At 72.9% G+C, this 13,814-nt stretch carries 11 protein-coding genes; 7 read left to right on the top strand and 4 right to left on the bottom strand.

What is annotated here, in order from left to right:
* Window positions 1-8 precede the first annotated feature (8 nt).
* From BM242_RS10320 to BM242_RS28870, 3 genes are all read right to left on the bottom strand, one after another.
* Window positions 9-2,537: an amino acid adenylation domain-containing protein gene (locus BM242_RS10320; protein ID WP_093838443.1), complete on the bottom strand. Its 2,529-nt coding sequence runs from the start codon at window positions 2,535-2,537 to the stop codon at window positions 9-11.
* Complete coding sequence (locus BM242_RS10325; RefSeq protein ID WP_175541348.1) at window positions 2,534-3,226, bottom strand: thioesterase II family protein; 693 nt, start codon at window positions 3,224-3,226, stop codon at window positions 2,534-2,536. The genes BM242_RS10320 and BM242_RS10325 overlap by 4 nt, the downstream gene beginning before the upstream one ends.
* Before the next feature lie 68 nt (window positions 3,227-3,294).
* A complete protein-coding gene (locus BM242_RS28870) occupies window positions 3,295-4,464 on the bottom strand; it encodes a phosphopantetheine-binding protein (protein ID WP_175541349.1) in 1,170 nt (389 codons plus the stop codon).
* A gap of 220 nt (window positions 4,465-4,684) precedes the next feature.
* On the opposite strand from BM242_RS28870, the gene BM242_RS10335 reads away from it, so the two are divergent.
* From BM242_RS10335 to BM242_RS10345, 3 genes are read left to right on the top strand one after another with little or no spacing between them, the layout of a single operon-like run.
* Window positions 4,685-5,683 (top strand): TauD/TfdA family dioxygenase, encoded by a 999-nt coding sequence (locus tag BM242_RS10335; RefSeq protein ID WP_425443828.1) that lies wholly within the window; start codon window positions 4,685-4,687, stop codon window positions 5,681-5,683.
* A gap of 5 nt (window positions 5,684-5,688) precedes the next feature.
* A complete protein-coding gene (locus BM242_RS10340) occupies window positions 5,689-7,287 on the top strand; it encodes a condensation domain-containing protein (protein ID WP_093838445.1) in 1,599 nt (532 codons plus the stop codon).
* Between the two features lie 41 nt (window positions 7,288-7,328).
* Window positions 7,329-7,613: a DUF397 domain-containing protein gene (locus BM242_RS10345; RefSeq protein WP_093838585.1), complete on the top strand. Its 285-nt coding sequence runs from the start codon at window positions 7,329-7,331 to the stop codon at window positions 7,611-7,613.
* On the opposite strand, the gene BM242_RS10350 is transcribed toward BM242_RS10345, so the two are convergent.
* Entirely contained in the window at window positions 7,565-9,055 is a 1,491-nt protein-coding gene (locus BM242_RS10350) for an ATP-binding protein (RefSeq protein WP_093838446.1), read from the bottom strand. The genes BM242_RS10345 and BM242_RS10350 overlap by 49 nt on opposite strands.
* Before the next feature lie 229 nt (window positions 9,056-9,284).
* On the opposite strand from BM242_RS10350, the gene BM242_RS10355 reads away from it, so the two are divergent.
* The 4 genes from BM242_RS10355 to BM242_RS10370 are packed head-to-tail and all read left to right on the top strand — an operon-like array spanning window position 9,285 to window position 13,811.
* Window positions 9,285-9,791: a hypothetical protein gene (locus tag BM242_RS10355; protein ID WP_093838447.1), complete on the top strand. Its 507-nt coding sequence runs from the start codon at window positions 9,285-9,287 to the stop codon at window positions 9,789-9,791.
* Window positions 9,761-11,215 (top strand): hypothetical protein, encoded by a 1,455-nt coding sequence (locus BM242_RS10360; protein ID WP_093838448.1) that lies wholly within the window; start codon window positions 9,761-9,763, stop codon window positions 11,213-11,215. The genes BM242_RS10355 and BM242_RS10360 overlap by 31 nt, the downstream gene beginning before the upstream one ends.
* Complete coding sequence (locus BM242_RS10365; RefSeq protein WP_093838449.1) at window positions 11,212-12,663, top strand: vWA domain-containing protein; 1,452 nt, start codon at window positions 11,212-11,214, stop codon at window positions 12,661-12,663. Before BM242_RS10360 ends, BM242_RS10365 begins: the two co-directional genes overlap by 4 nt.
* Before the next feature lie 26 nt (window positions 12,664-12,689).
* Window positions 12,690-13,811, top strand: a complete 1,122-nt coding sequence (locus BM242_RS10370; RefSeq protein WP_093838450.1) for an ATP-binding protein — start codon at window positions 12,690-12,692, stop codon at window positions 13,809-13,811.
* The last annotated feature ends 3 nt before the right edge of the window (window positions 13,812-13,814 follow it).

Genomic DNA, 13,814 nt, shown 5'->3' on the forward strand with positions numbered 1-13,814 from the left:
GACACCGGTCAGCTCCCTGTGGTGCGGCGGACACTGAGCGGACGCAGGTCCCGCCACACCTCGGAAATCCGGGTGAGGCAGTCCTGCCGGGTGCCGGTGAAGCCCTCGGCCCGCCAGCCCGGCGGGGGCTCGCGGTCCGCCGGCCACAGGGAGTACTGCTCCTCGTGGTTGAGCACCACCTGGTGGAGCGGCTCCGAGGAGGAGGCGTCGTGCTCGGCCGGGTTCTCGTTCACCGTGCTCCTTTCACCGGTTTCGCGGGGCTTGCTGATGTCACGGGTATCGGGGGCGTCGCGCACATCACGGTCACCGGCACCGGCACCGGCGCCGGACGGCGAGGGACGCGGGGCCGGGCCGCCGCCCCGTCCCGCCCGGCCCGGCAGCAGCGCCTGGAGGGCGCCCCGGTCCACCTTGCCGTTGGCGGTCAGCGGCAGGGCGTCCACCACCACCACATCGGACGGGACCATGTAGTCGGGCAGCTCCCGGGACAGCCGGGCACGCACCCGCGCCGGGTCCGGCGCACTCTCCGGCGCCGGGTCCGCGGCGACGAGGAACGCGGCCAGGCGCGCGGGCCGCCCCACCGCCGCCACCACGGCGTCGGCGACGCCCGGGATGCGGCGCAGGGCCTGGCGCACCTCGCCGGCCTCGACCCGGTAGCCGCGGATCTTGAGCTGGTGGTCGGTGCGGCCGAGGAATTCCAGGTCGCCCGAGTCGGTCCAGGCGGCCCGGTCTCCGGTCCGGTAGAGCCGGGACCCGGGTGCGCCGTAGGGGTCGGGGAGGAAACGTTCCGCGGTGCGCGCCGGCTCCCCCAGATAGCCGTAGGCGACCCCGTCACCGCCGACGCACACCTCGCCCGGCACCCCGGCCGGCACCGGTTCGAGCAGCTCGTCGAGCACATACATCGTGGTGTGGGGGATGGGCCGGCCCAGGGGGATCAGACCGTGCGGATCGGGATCGTCCACCACCTCGCCGGAGTTCCCCACGGTGATCTCGGTCGGGCCGTACTCGGTGGCGACCGCGGTGCCGCCCGGCCCCGCCAGGTCCAGCCACCGCCGGGCCAGCTCACCGGTGAAGGCGTCACCTCCCGCGATCACCAGGCCGGCCAGGTCGTGCGCCTGCCGCGGCGTCAGTTCCAGGCTCAGCATGTTGAGATGCCCGGGGGTGCACTTGACAAAGCTGTACGGGCTGCCCGCCGCCAGGAGCGCGCCCAGGTCCGCCGGGTCCAGCGGATCGGGCAGCAGATCCACTGTCTGCCCCGTGACGAGCGGCGTGAACAGGCTCGGCACCCCCAGGTCGAAGCCGATGGAGGTGAAGAACGGCGAACCGCCCGTCCCCCGGGAGGCGTAGTTCTCGGCGGTCCACCAGATGTAGTTGACCAGGCCGGCGTGGTGCACCAGGACGCCCTTGGGGCGTCCCGTGGAGCCCGAGGTGTACATCACATACGCCGGGCTTCCCGGGCCCGGCCGCACCGCGGGGCCGCCGGCCGGAGGGCGGCCGGCCGGCGGCGCGGCGTCCGGCACCAGGGTCTCCACCCCCGCGACGCCCTCCCACAGCGGCAGGTGCGCGGCATCCGTCAGCACCTGCCGGCACCGCGCGGAGGCGGCCATGGTGTGCAGCCGGGCGGCGGGCAGGCTCACGTCCAGCGGCAGATACGGCGCCCCGGTCTTCCATACGCCGAGCAGCGCCGGCAGCAGGTCCGGGCCGCTGCGCAGCGACACCCCGACCGGCAGCTCCGGCCCCGCCCCGCGCGCCGCCAGCAGCGCCGCGACGCGGTCGGAGCGCTCGTCCAGCTCCCGGTAGCCGATGACGGTGCCCGGGCACCGCACCGCGGGTGCGTCCGGGCTGCGCCGCGCCTGCTCCTGGAACAGGTCCAGGACGGTTCCCGGTCCGCGCTCGGCACTCCCGCCCGAGCTCCACCGCTCCAGCACCGCGCGCCGCTCCGCGTCCGGCAGGCACGCGGCCCGCACATCGCCGTCCGGGTCGGCGGCGGCGGTGCGCAGCGCGCAGCGGTACAGCTCCGTGAGCCGGTCGAACGCGGTGCGGGAGAGCACCCGCCCGTCGGCGGACAGCCGCAGCCGGTCGCCCTTCCGCGCCGTCACCACCAGCCCGTACCGGCCGGATGGCCCGGGATCGGTGGCGGCGGCGGTGTCGAACAGCACGGTATCCGGGGAGTCCGGAGTGTCCGGGGTGTCCGGGGAGTCCGGGGAGCCAGGGGTGGCCTCACCGGCCTCCGGTGCCGGGCCGCCCGCCGGAGGGGTCAGCGCCGCGGTGAGTTCCCGCCAGGTGCGCACCCGCCGCAGATCGACCCGCAGCTCGCTCTCCCTGCCGTCGTCCAGCCGGACGGCGGTGCGGAACCGCCGGTCCTCCGACAGCATGCCCAGCACCTTGACATGGACCGCCAGCAGCACCGCCGGCTCCGTGCCCGGGTCCGTCTCCACGACCGCCTGGTACCGCACGTGAGCATCGGCCGCGTCGGCCGCGTCGGCCGTGTGCCCCGGCCGCCAGGCCGTGGGCAGCGACATCATCCCGTCCCCGGTCATCGCCGCACCCCGGCGTGGAGCAGGTCCTGGAGCAGCGCGGCCACCGCCGCGCCCGCGTGCCGCAGCAGATAGTGCGGGGCGTCCAGCATGTGCAGCGAGAAGGCGGCGGTGGTCTCACCGGCCCACGCCCGCAGCGCCTGTTCGGACACGAACCGGTCCTGCCGCCCGCCGATCACCGTGAGCGGTGCGGTGAGCGCGGGCCCCGGGGAGTACCGCAGCCGCTCGACCACGCGGTAGTCCGCCCGCAGCACCCGCTCGAACATCGCCATCAGATCCGGGTCGGCCAGCACCTGCCGGGCCGTCCCGCCGTAGTCGGCCACCCGGGCCAGCAACTCGTCCCGGGGCAGCAGATGCAGCGGGTCCGGGATGTCGCGCACCGACGGCCCCTCGGCCGAGGAGACCACCACCAGGGCCGGTGCCGGGCCGCCCGAGAGCTGGAGCCGGCGGGCGCACTCATACGCCAGAACACTGCCGGAGCAGTGGCCGAGCAGCACGAAGGGACGGTCCAGCAGCGGCAGCAGCGCGGTCAGCACCGCGTCCACCGCCTGCCCGGGATCGTCCAGCAGCGGCTCGTGCAGCCGGTTCTCCCGCCCCGGGAAGCGCACCGCGCACAGTTCGACTCCGGCGGGCAGCAGCTCCGTCCACTCGTTGAACGCCGCGCCACCGGCCCCGACATGCGGAAAGCACACCAGCCGCAGTGCCGGGTCGGGAACCTTCCGCGGCCGGGCGAACCAGCGCGTCGGTGTACCCGCACCATTCACGACCCACAACCCCCTCGCAGCGCCTCGGCGAGACGCGGATCACGCAGCGCGCCCGCCGGTGAGCGCAGACCGTGTTCCAGGCGGCACACCTCCATCGCGGCCGGCGCCGCGGGCCGCCACACCTTTTCGGCACGCGCCAGGTCCGCCTCGTCCACGGCCAGCAGCGCCGGACCGTCGAAGCCGCCGGGGCGGTGCCCGCCGGCCGCGGCGGTCAGCTTCACCCAGGCCGCCTGCATCCGGACGAGTTCCGCGGGAGAACCCGCGTCCCGGAACCAGCCGGCCGCATGGGAGCGGTCCAGCAGCTCCCGCGCGCCGTCCTCGTCGCCCAGCCCGAACCGGGCGCCCAGCTGCGCGACCCGCTCGGCCAGCAGGGCGGTCCGCCCCGGCACCGCGGCGTCCAGCGGCTCGGGGGACACCAGCGCCAGCAGCCCGACCTGCCTCCCGGCCGCGCGCAGCGCCCGGGCCGTCTCGCCGGCGAACACCGCGCCGAGGCCGAATCCGGCGATCGACACCGGTCCGTCCGGCTGGCGGGCGCCTACCGCCCGGGCCACGGCGTGGGCGGCCCGGACGATTCCCGCGCCGTCGGTGACCGTGCCGTCGAGGCCCGGCAGGCGCAGGCCGTGCAGCGGGCGGCCGAGTCCCCACCGCAGCAGCGCCTCCCGCTCGGCCGTGCGGTGGCTGTCGGAGTGGATCACGAACAGCGGCGGCGGGCCGTGCGGCTCCTCCGGCCGCGTCCCGTCGTCCACCGTGTCCACTGTGTCCACCGTGTCCACTGTGTCCACCGCGTCCACCGGGTCCATCGCGTCCACCGGGTCCATCGCGGCGTCCGCGGGGCCGTCCCCCGCGTCGTCCACCATGCCGTCCAGCGCGGCGCTCACCAGGTCCAGCAGCCGGCGCGGCGCCCGGCCGGCGTGGCGCACCGTCACCGCCTCCGCCAGCCGCGCCGGTGTGGAGTGCCGCAGGGCCTGCGAAGTACGCAGCTCCAGCCCTTGCCGGCGAGCCTCCAGCACGATGTCCAGGACGGCGAGGGAGTCGCCACCCAGCTCGAAGAAGTCGTCGTCGGGGCCCACCGGGCAGCCGAAAAACCCGCCCCACACCGAGCACAGCAAGGTCTCGACGGCGTGCGTGGGCATGGGCATCGGCAGTTCGCCCACTGCGCTGGTCACTTCGGTCACCTCTCCTGCCGCTCGCCGGCCGGGCAGCTCCGCGGCACCGCGCCGCCTGGCGCGCAGCACCGCCTGGCGAGCTTCGTCTCCGCGTCCGTGCGTGGGCCAGGCATCGGGGCGGCAAGTTGCCCGCGGCGAGTTGCCGGTCCCATGCCTGGAAGGTCTGTGCGAACGGCGACGAAGGTGACACCGATTCATCACACCTTCCGCCGAGGGAGACATGGACGTGACGGCAGGACCCGCCACCGAGACGGACGCGCCGGCGCGCGACAGGATGCGGATCGGGCTGACGCCGCAGGAGGCGACGGGCATCGCCGCCCTGGCCGAGAGGCTCTCCCGGACCGAGCCGGGCGCCGTTGACCACCCCGACTGGATCGCGGCCGCACGCACCGCGAGCTGCGAGCTGCCCGTCCGGCTGCTCCAGGCGGTCCGCGCCTATCGCAACGATCCGGGAGCGGACGGCCTGCTGCTGATCAGCGGCCTGCCGATCTCCGGCGAGACCCTGCCGCCCACCCCGAACGCGCCGGGGTCCGTCGAGCCCGCGGCCACCGGTCCGGCCGCGATCGCGATGCTGATCGGCATCCAGCTCGGCGAGATCATCGCCTACCGGGACGAGAAGGGCGGGGCGCTGGTGCAGAACGTCGTCCCGGTGCCGGCCCTGGAGAGCTCGCAGAGCAACGGCGGCTCGGTATCACTGGAGTTCCACACCGAGAACGCCTTCCACCCCAACCGTCCCGACTATGTCGGGCTGCTGTGCCTGCGGCCGGCCCGGGAGGGCGTCGGCACGCACATCGCGTCCATCCGGCGCGCCCTGCCGCTGCTCGCCGAGCGGGACATCGCCGTCCTGCGCGAGCCCCGGTTCATGACCGCCGCACCGCCGTCGTTCAACAGCCTCGGCTGCTCCTCCCTCCACCCGGTGCTGTCCGGCGATCCCGGTGACCCGGACATCAGGGTGGACTTCCACGCCACCTCCGCGCGTGACGAGGAAGGCGCCAGGGCGCTGGAAGGACTGCGGTCCGCCCTGGAATCGGTGCGCAGCGCCCCGGAGCTGGGGACGGGCGAGATGGCGTTTCTCGACAACCGGCTGGTGGTCCATGGCCGCGGCGCCTTCACCCCGCGCTACGACGGATCGGACCGGTGGCTGCACCGCGTCTTCGTCCACCTCGACAACCGCCGCAACCGGGACCGCCGCAGCGGCGGCGGCGCCGTGCTGGTCTGATTCCGATGACGATGCCGCCGACGAAGCTGACCCGAGGGCAAGAGGGCATGTGGCTGGTCGTCCAGGAAAGCGCGGGCGGACCGCTGCCGGCCTGGATACTGCAGGATCTGACCGTCGAATTCGACCCCGCTTCGGCCGTGATGACCGGTGCGGAGGCGCTGGCCGCCGTGGTGCGCCGGCACGAAGGGCTGCGCACCACCGTCGGTGCGGACCCGGCGGGCTCCCCGGTCCAGATCGTGCACGACGACGTACGCCCGGACGTCGAGACGGTCGTCACGGACGCCGCCGGCTTCCGGGAGGCGAAGCGCGCTCTGCTGGACCGCCTGTCGCGGGACCCCTTCGACCTGGGCGGGGAGCTCCCGTTCCGCGCGGGCCTGGTGGACTGCGGCACCCGCCAGGCACTGGTGATCGTCTTCCAGCACATCGCGATGGACCGGTGGGGTCTGCGCCTGGTCTACGAGGAGCTTCTGGAGGCCCTCACCCGCGGGCGGGTGGACCGGCCCCGTCCGATGCAGCCGCGCGAGGTGGCGGCCCGGGAGGATTCCCCGGAAGGGCGGCGGCGCAACGAAATGGCCCTGACGTATCTGGAGCAGTGCCTGCAAAGCGCCCCGCAGTCCCTCTTCACGGAGAGCGAGAACGACGGCGAGCCCCACTTCACCTCCACCTATCTGCATTCGCCGGCCGGCCACCGCGCGGCCCGGCAGATCGCCGACCGGTGCCAGGTCACCGAGCCGGCGGTCTGGCTCTCCGTCCTGGCGGTCTACTACGCGCTGAGCTCCGGGGTCGACGGGTGCCGGTTCCTCATGCAGGCGGTCAATCGCGTCGAGAAGTCCGAGCTGACGGTGGTGGGGAAAATGGCGCGGACCGTCCCGGTCTTCTTCGACCTCTCCGGGAATCCCGGCTTCTTCCGGATCGCCCAGCGGGTCCTGCGGACCACGGTCCGGGCCATGCGCAGCGCCAACTTCTCCAACGGGCAGTACGACGAGATCGTGCGGAGGGTGCAGGACCGGAGAGGCATCCACTTCCGGGATCAGGTCTTCGTCAACTACCTGCAGGAACTCGCCCCGGAACTCGCGGCGGACGACGAACCGGACGGAATCAGCGGCCGTGCGGTCACGCGGGAGTCCACTCACGGCCCGTCGGTCGAGTTCACCGTCCTGTCCGGACGGGACGTCGTCACGCTGGACGTGGACCGGCGCTACTTCAAGGATCCGGAAGGCGTGCTGCACTGGCTCGACAGCCTGCTCGTTCAGCTGGCGGACGCCGGGGACATCCCGCTCGGCGAACTGCCGATGCCGCCGGAGATCCAGCCGACGGCGGGTCTGGTCCGCTGTGACAACTGCTGGGTCAGCCTGCCGGAGATCGCGGCAGCGCTGGAATCCCACCCCGCCGTGCGCTCGGCCCGGGTATCGGTGAGCGAGAACGAGGGAGCGGAACGCCTGGTGGCGCACGTCCACCCGGCTCACGGCGACGTCCCGGTCGAAGAACTCCGCGCCCACCTCACCCAGCGCCTGCCCGACAGCTCCACCCTGATGGTGCCGCACCACTTCGTCCTCACCCACCCCGGCACCCCCCTCACCCCCACCCCGGCCAACCACCCCTGAGCCACCCCCGGCCCGCCGTACGTCCACCAGGCTGGAGGGCAATCACCGTCAGGCGCACATCCCGCTGCGAGACGACCGGCGCCGTCTGGCGCAGCAGCAGCTACAGCAACCAGGCGGGTGGGGACTGCGTCGAGGCGGCCACGGCTCCCCGGCGCCGGGCCTTCCCGGTCCGTGACGGCAAGGCCCCCGGCGGCGCGGCGCCGGCCTTCCCGGCACCGTCCTGGGCCGCCTTCATACGCGAACTGAGCGCCGACTTCTCCCGCCCGTGCGGTCCGCTTCACCGGCCGTGCCACAGGCGTTCCAGGTCCACCAGTTCCACGTCATGACGGGCGGCGGCGGCCTGTTGCAGGTGCTGATCGAATCCGGACCGTCCGAAGAGCAGCAGCCGCACGTCCGAGACCTGGGCGCCGCGGGACGACAGCAGGTCGCGGACGCGGTCGAGGCGGTCCAGATCGGCCGTGGTCCGCACCCGGTCGGAGGCCTTTGCCTCGCCCAGGACCCGGAGCACGGGGGACCGGCTCTGCCTGCGTTCTCCTTCGTCCAGAGCGACTACGTCGATTTCGTGCTGCGAGCGCCCCGCGGGGTCGTTCACCACCGTGCTGCCCACCTCGCCGATGGCGCCGCCGAGTGTGTCCGCCGCCGCATAGCGGGCGGTCCATTCCCGTGCGAGCTGCTCGAAGGCCGGCCCGAGGATCTGGGCACTCACGGTGTGCTCGGCCGCCCTCCAGGCGGGCTGTGGCCTGCGCTCCTCGAACGCGGCGAGCCGCGGCACGGTCACCAGTTGATGCAGACGCACCACGGGATCGGCGATGCGGAGCACCGGGCGGCGCTGGAGCAGGAGATCGTCTTCCTTGATCAGGAAACCTGAGGTGGTCAGAACGTCGAGCGGATGGTGCAGGCTCCGCTGGCCGCGCCCGATGGCCGCCGCGACCTTGGCGGGGGACGTCGCCCCGGCCGCCACGGCGCCCAGGATCGACAGGTAGAGCGCCCGGTCCTGGATGCGCGGATCTTCGCGCAGCAGGAAACCGGCTTCCTGGAAGAGAGCATGACTGGGGTTGAAGACGGTGGCGAGGAGAAGCTCTTCCAGCTGGGCCGGGTCCTGAGGTGAGGCCGTGCCGAGAAGATCGCGATAGCCGGGGGTGCCTCCGAAGAACGCGTACATGGCGAGAGCGGTCGCGGGGTCACGGATGCCGTAGTAGGCCGAGGTGGTGCGGTAGTCGAAGGGCCTCAGCATCAGGTCGAGTTCGGCCCGCCCCCGCAGCGCCTTGGCTCCGGAGAGCAGTTCCGACATGACGGCCAGCGCGGAGCCGCACAGGATGACACGTGCTCCTGGCCGCTGCGGTTCGTCCCGGCTCTCGTCGACGAGCGCTTGCAGCGCCGAGGGGATCTGGGCGCCCAGGGGGTGGGTGAGCAGGTAGGGAAGCTCGTCCAGTACCACCAGCGAGGGTCGTCCCGCGGCCGAGGGCACCGGACGCAGCACCGTGCGCAGTGCCTCGTCCCAGTCGCGGAAGCGGAGCTGCCCCGGGGCCAGGCCACGGCCTTCGGCCACCGTGTCGGCGAAGCGCTGCAGGGCGGGCAGCGGCTCCTCCTCCTGTGCCATGTGGTACTGGCCTCCATACGCACGGCACAGCCGCCGCAGCAGGAAACTCTTCCCGGTGCGGCGGCGGCCGTACAGGATGCCGACGCGCACTCCTGGGGCCGGGGAGGAGACGAAGTTCTCCAGATCGGCCCATTCGGTCTCGCGGTCGAAGAGGTCATCGGGGCGCATCGAACCAAGACACCACGGCAAGATTACTGAGTCAAGTTAGACTAACTCCAATGAGTTCAAGCGCCTGTGTCATCGATGCTGACTCTCGGTAACACCTGCGGAGATCGGTGTACGGGCGGTTCCCGGGGCCTTGATCGGCCGGCGTTGTCAGTGGGGGTCGGTAAGTTCGATCGTGTCCGCGCCGCTCTGGTGCGGGAAATCCCCCTTGCCGCAAAGGAGTTGGTGCGCGTTGTTGGAGTGGGAGAGGTCGAGTACGGCGCGGGTGACGCCGCCCGCCCGGCCGCGCAAGCTCGCCAAGGTGCCGTTTGTGGAACTGGCCGACGGGCGGCTGCAGGGCGTGGTGTCCAGCGGCTCGGACATCGGTCGGGTCTATGTCTCGTCGGTCGAGGCCGGCAGTTACGCCTTCGCGTGCAGCACCAACAACAACCGGCCCTGCGGGGGCGCCCGGGGCTCGTACTGCAACCACATCCGGGCGCTGGTCGACGAGGCGGTGCTCCAGTACGGCGGCGAGCGGGTCGCCCGCTATCTGCGGGTGGAGACGGCGGGGGACGACGAGCCCAGTTCGGTCGCCCTGTTCAGCACCATGGTCACCGCGCGCCCGTCGCAGCAGGACGCCACCGCCGCGGCTACGGTGTTCAGCCGGTTCCTGCGGCATCTGGCCTACCTGGAGCTGCGGCCCGGCACCGCGCCGCTGCCGGAGATGCAGTGGTTCCCGCCGACCCGGGCGGTGGCGTGATGCGGGCCGATCTGCTCACCGGGAGCATCGACGGGCTGGACGAGGCCCTTGCGGCCGTGGACGCCTTCGACCGGGTGCTGGTCTCCGGTCTGCTGCGTCCGGGGCCCGACCAGGCCGGCGGCCTGGCGGCGCTGGCCGATGCCGTGGCGGGCACGCCGCTGGCCGCCCGGGTCGCCGAGGCGGCCGGGAAGGCCGCGGCCGGAGCGGCGGGCGAGGACCATTTCGCCGCCCTCGCCGCCGCCCGCACCGCACTGCTCGGCTCGGTGCACGATGCGCTGATGGCGCGGGTGGCGGAGGCGACGGGCAGGCCCCGCGGCGAGGCGGCCGGGGCGGCGCCGGCCCCCGGCGCGGAACAGAAGGCGAATCTGCTCGCCGCCGCCCGTTCCTGGCTGTCGGAGCTGGCGCGCTGCGGATGGCGCGGCATCGATCACGAGGTGGTCGCCGGGGCGGCGCCGGTGGTCTCCGCGATGCTGCCGGAGCCGGCGCTGCGCCGGCCGGCGACGCTGCTCGACGGCTTCGCCGCCGAACTCGCCGCCTGCTGCCCGGGCGCCGCCCTGGAGCGGGTCCCGGAGCGCCGCTGGGCCGATCTGTGGTCGCGCGCCATGCTGCTGACGCTGCCCGGCGCGGCCGGCGGCGCAGCCGCGCACACCGGTACCGCCACCGGCCGGCTGCTCCCGCTGGGCATCGATCTCCAGGAGCACCCGACGGCCGTGCAGGCGCAGGTGCACGCGGTGTTCGAGCCCGCGGACGGCTCCGGCTCCCGTCTGGTGCGGGCGTCGGTGTCGGTGCCGAAGCCCGACACGATCCTCGGGGCCGGTCTGTGGCAGTTGCTGCGCCCGCACATGTCGCTGCTGGCGGCCGTCGGCGAGGGCCGCTCGATGGAACTGGAGGCGATGCCGGTCACCGCCGAGGGGGATCTGCTCTGGAGCGACGAGCACGCCAGGCCGGGCGAGCCGGCCGACGCCTTCGCCACCGCCCGCGTCGCGCTGCCCGGCGCCGCCGATCCGGTGACCGCGCCACTGGACCGCCATCCCGCGCGCATCGCGGTGCCCGTCTTCCTGGAGGGCTACACCGCACAGCGCGCGGGCGGTGACGGTGACGCAGCAGGGGACGGTGCGGTGGTGTTCACCGTGGCCGGGCAGCCCCTGGTGGCGGACATCGACCGGATACCGGAGGCCGGGCCCCTCACCCCGGAGGCCGTCGCCGCGTCCGGGGCGTGTATCGGGCTGCTCCGCTGGGACGCCGGGGTGTTCGGTGTGCAGCCGCTGGCCGTGGAGACGACCGTGCGCAAGAAGAAGGTCACCCTGCACGCCGGGGCATGGGCCGGGGGCACCACCGACAAGGCAGGGGTCAAGGCCGAGAAGGCCGCCGCCGCTGCCGTGACCGTGCTGCGCGAGCGGGCCGGAAGGCTGCTGCGGAAATGACGGACGGCACGGAAGCAACGGAAGCAACGGAAGCAGCGGGAACGGCGGACGCGCACGACAACCGCCGACAGGTCCTGTACTGGCGGCTGCTGGCCCGCCTGTTCGACCATGACGAGCAGGCCACCCTGGAAGCGTCCAGCCTGGCCGTGGTGGAGGACATCGGCCTGCCGGCCGGGCTGCTGGATCCGGGGACCTCCGTCGACTCGATCGTGCAGCGCCACCCGGAGCTGGCCGCCGAGTTCGACGGGCTGATGGCCCCGGAGCCGGGGCCCGACGGGGCCCGTGACCGGGCGGCCGAGGTGCGGCGCGCCGCGCTGGCCTCCAAGGTCCTGCTCAATGTCTTCGCCGCCGGCTCGGGCGCGGTCACCGCCGGGCAGCTGGCCCGCTGGCAGTCGGACGCGGCCTGGCTGGAGCGGGCACTGGGCTGCCGGCCCGGCGAGCTGCGCTCCGGACGGCCCGGCCGGGGCCGGGGTGCCGCGGCGGACGGCGCCGGCGGGGGAGCCGGGCCGGACGGCAGCGGCGGCCGGGCCGCCGTGCCGGAACCCGGCACGCTGATCCCGGAGATCGGCCCGGAGCTCGGCGCCATCGAGGCCGATCTGGTCAGGCGGATGAAGCTGCGCGAGGTGCTGGCCGATCCCGCGCTCGCCGCCGGGCTGACCCCGAGCATGTCGCTGATCGAGCAGTTGCTGCGGGACAAGGACAACCTCTCCGGCGTGGCCCTGGCCAACGCCAAGTCGCTGATCCGCCGCTTTGTCGACGAGGTGGCCGAGGTGCTGCGCACCCAGGTGGAGAAGGCCACGGCCGGTGCCCTGGACCGCTCCGTGCCGCCCAAGCGGGTGTTCCGCAATCTCGACCTGGACCGCACCATCTGGAAGAACCTCACCAACTGGAGCCCGGAGGAGGAGCGGCTGTATGTCGACCGCCTCTACTACCGGCACACCGCGCGCAAAACGACGCCGCAGCGGCTGATCGTCGTGGTGGACCAGTCGGGGTCGATGGTGGATTCGATGGTCAACTGCACCATTCTGGCCTCGATCTTCGCCGGGCTGCCGAAGGTGGATGTGCGGCTGATCGCCTACGACACCCAGGCGCTGGACCTCACACCCTGGGTGCACGACCCGTTCGAGACCCTGCTGCGCACCAATCTGGGCGGCGGCACCGACGGCACGGCCGCCATGGCGCTGGTCCGCCCCGAGATCGCCGAGCCCCGCAACACCGTCGTGGTGTGGATCTCGGACTTCTACGAGTGGCGCAGCGAGGAGCTGTTCGAATCCATGGCCGCCGTGCACCGCTCGGGAGCGAAGTTCATCCCGGTCGGCTCGGTGACCAGCTCCGGCCGCGGCAGCGTCAACCCGTGGTTCCGGGAGCGCTTCAAGGATCTCGGAACTCCGGTGATCTCCGGCCATATCCGCCGGCTGGTGCACGAACTCAAGACCTTCCTGACCTGAACCGCGAAGACCTGAAAGGCCCCGTGATGTCCGATCTGCTGCGCGCCCCCGCCGAGCTCAAGTACGCCGAGGAGCTGGACTGGCTGGAGTCCGTCGACGACAGCCCCAAGCCCTTCACCTGGCGGCTGTCCCCGAAGATGATCCGGCTGTTCATCCTGGGCTCCGAGCGGTCCGACGGCCTGGACCGGGAGATCCCGCAGAAGTGGTTCGGCGACCGCAGCATCGTCGAACGTGCCATTGTCACCCTGGCCTCCGACCGCGGCCTGCTGCTCATCGGCGACCCCGGCACCGGCAAGAGCTGGCTGGCCGAGCTGCTGGCCGCCGCGATCTGCCGCAACTCCACCCTGGTGGTGCAGGGCACGGCCGGCACCACCGAGGACCACATCAAGTACTCCTGGAACGTGTCGATGGTCATCGCCAAGGGCCAGTCGCGGGAGTCGATGATCCCTTCCCCGGTGATGACCGCCATGGAGACCGGCGCGATCGGCCGCTTCGAGGAACTCACCCGCGCCACCAGCGACGTCCAGGACGCACTGATCTCGATCCTGTCCGAGAAGTACATCTCGGTTCCCGAGCTGGACAGTGACGGCAACGACAACATCGTCTTCGCCAAGCCCGGCTTCTCGGTGATCGCCACCGCCAACAGCCGCGACCGCGGGGTCAACGACCTGTCCTCGGCGCTGAAGCGCCGCTTCAACTTCGTGCGCATCCCGGTGGTGACCAACAAGAAGAGCGAGGCGGAGATCGTCCGTTTCCGCACCGAGGAGCTGCTGCGCCGCCACCGGATCGAGCTGGATGTGCCGCCGACCCTGCTGGATGTGCTGCTGCAGAGCTTCGCCGATCTGCGCGCCTCGGCCGCCGCGGCCGGCAGCGATGACGAGAAGCTGGAGTCCGCGCTCTCCACCGCGGAGCAGATCGGGGTGCTGGAGGACGCCGTGCTGCACACCAACTTCTTCGGCGAGCGGTCCCTGACCGCCCGTACGCTGGCCGCCTCGCTCGTCGGTTCGCTGGCCCGGCGCGAGCCCGAGGATCTGGCGATACTCAACAAATACCTGCACGGTGTCATCGAGCCGCGCAGCCGCGAAGAGGGCGGGGCCTGGCCCGAGTTCCTCGACGGCGGCCGTGACGCCATCGCGACCCTCTCATGAGCG

Origin of the sequence: Streptomyces aidingensis (assembly GCF_900112355.1) — a bacterium.
Lineage (GTDB): Bacteria > Actinomycetota > Actinomycetes > Streptomycetales > Streptomycetaceae > Streptomyces > Streptomyces aidingensis.

Coding starts and splice junctions, on each gene's coding strand:
- BM242_RS10350 (WP_093838446.1), bottom strand. CDS start 9,055: ATGCGCCCCGATGACCTCTTCGACCGCGAGACCGAATGGGCCGATCTG.
- BM242_RS10370 (WP_093838450.1), top strand. CDS start 12,690: ATGTCCGATCTGCTGCGCGCCCCCGCCGAGCTCAAGTACGCCGAGGAG.
- BM242_RS10320 (WP_093838443.1), bottom strand. CDS start 2,537: ATGACCGGGGACGGGATGATGTCGCTGCCCACGGCCTGGCGGCCGGGG.
- BM242_RS10335 (WP_425443828.1), top strand. CDS start 4,685: ATGGACGTGACGGCAGGACCCGCCACCGAGACGGACGCGCCGGCGCGC.
- BM242_RS10365 (WP_093838449.1), top strand. CDS start 11,212: ATGACGGACGGCACGGAAGCAACGGAAGCAACGGAAGCAGCGGGAACG.
- BM242_RS10340 (WP_093838445.1), top strand. CDS start 5,689: ATGACGATGCCGCCGACGAAGCTGACCCGAGGGCAAGAGGGCATGTGG.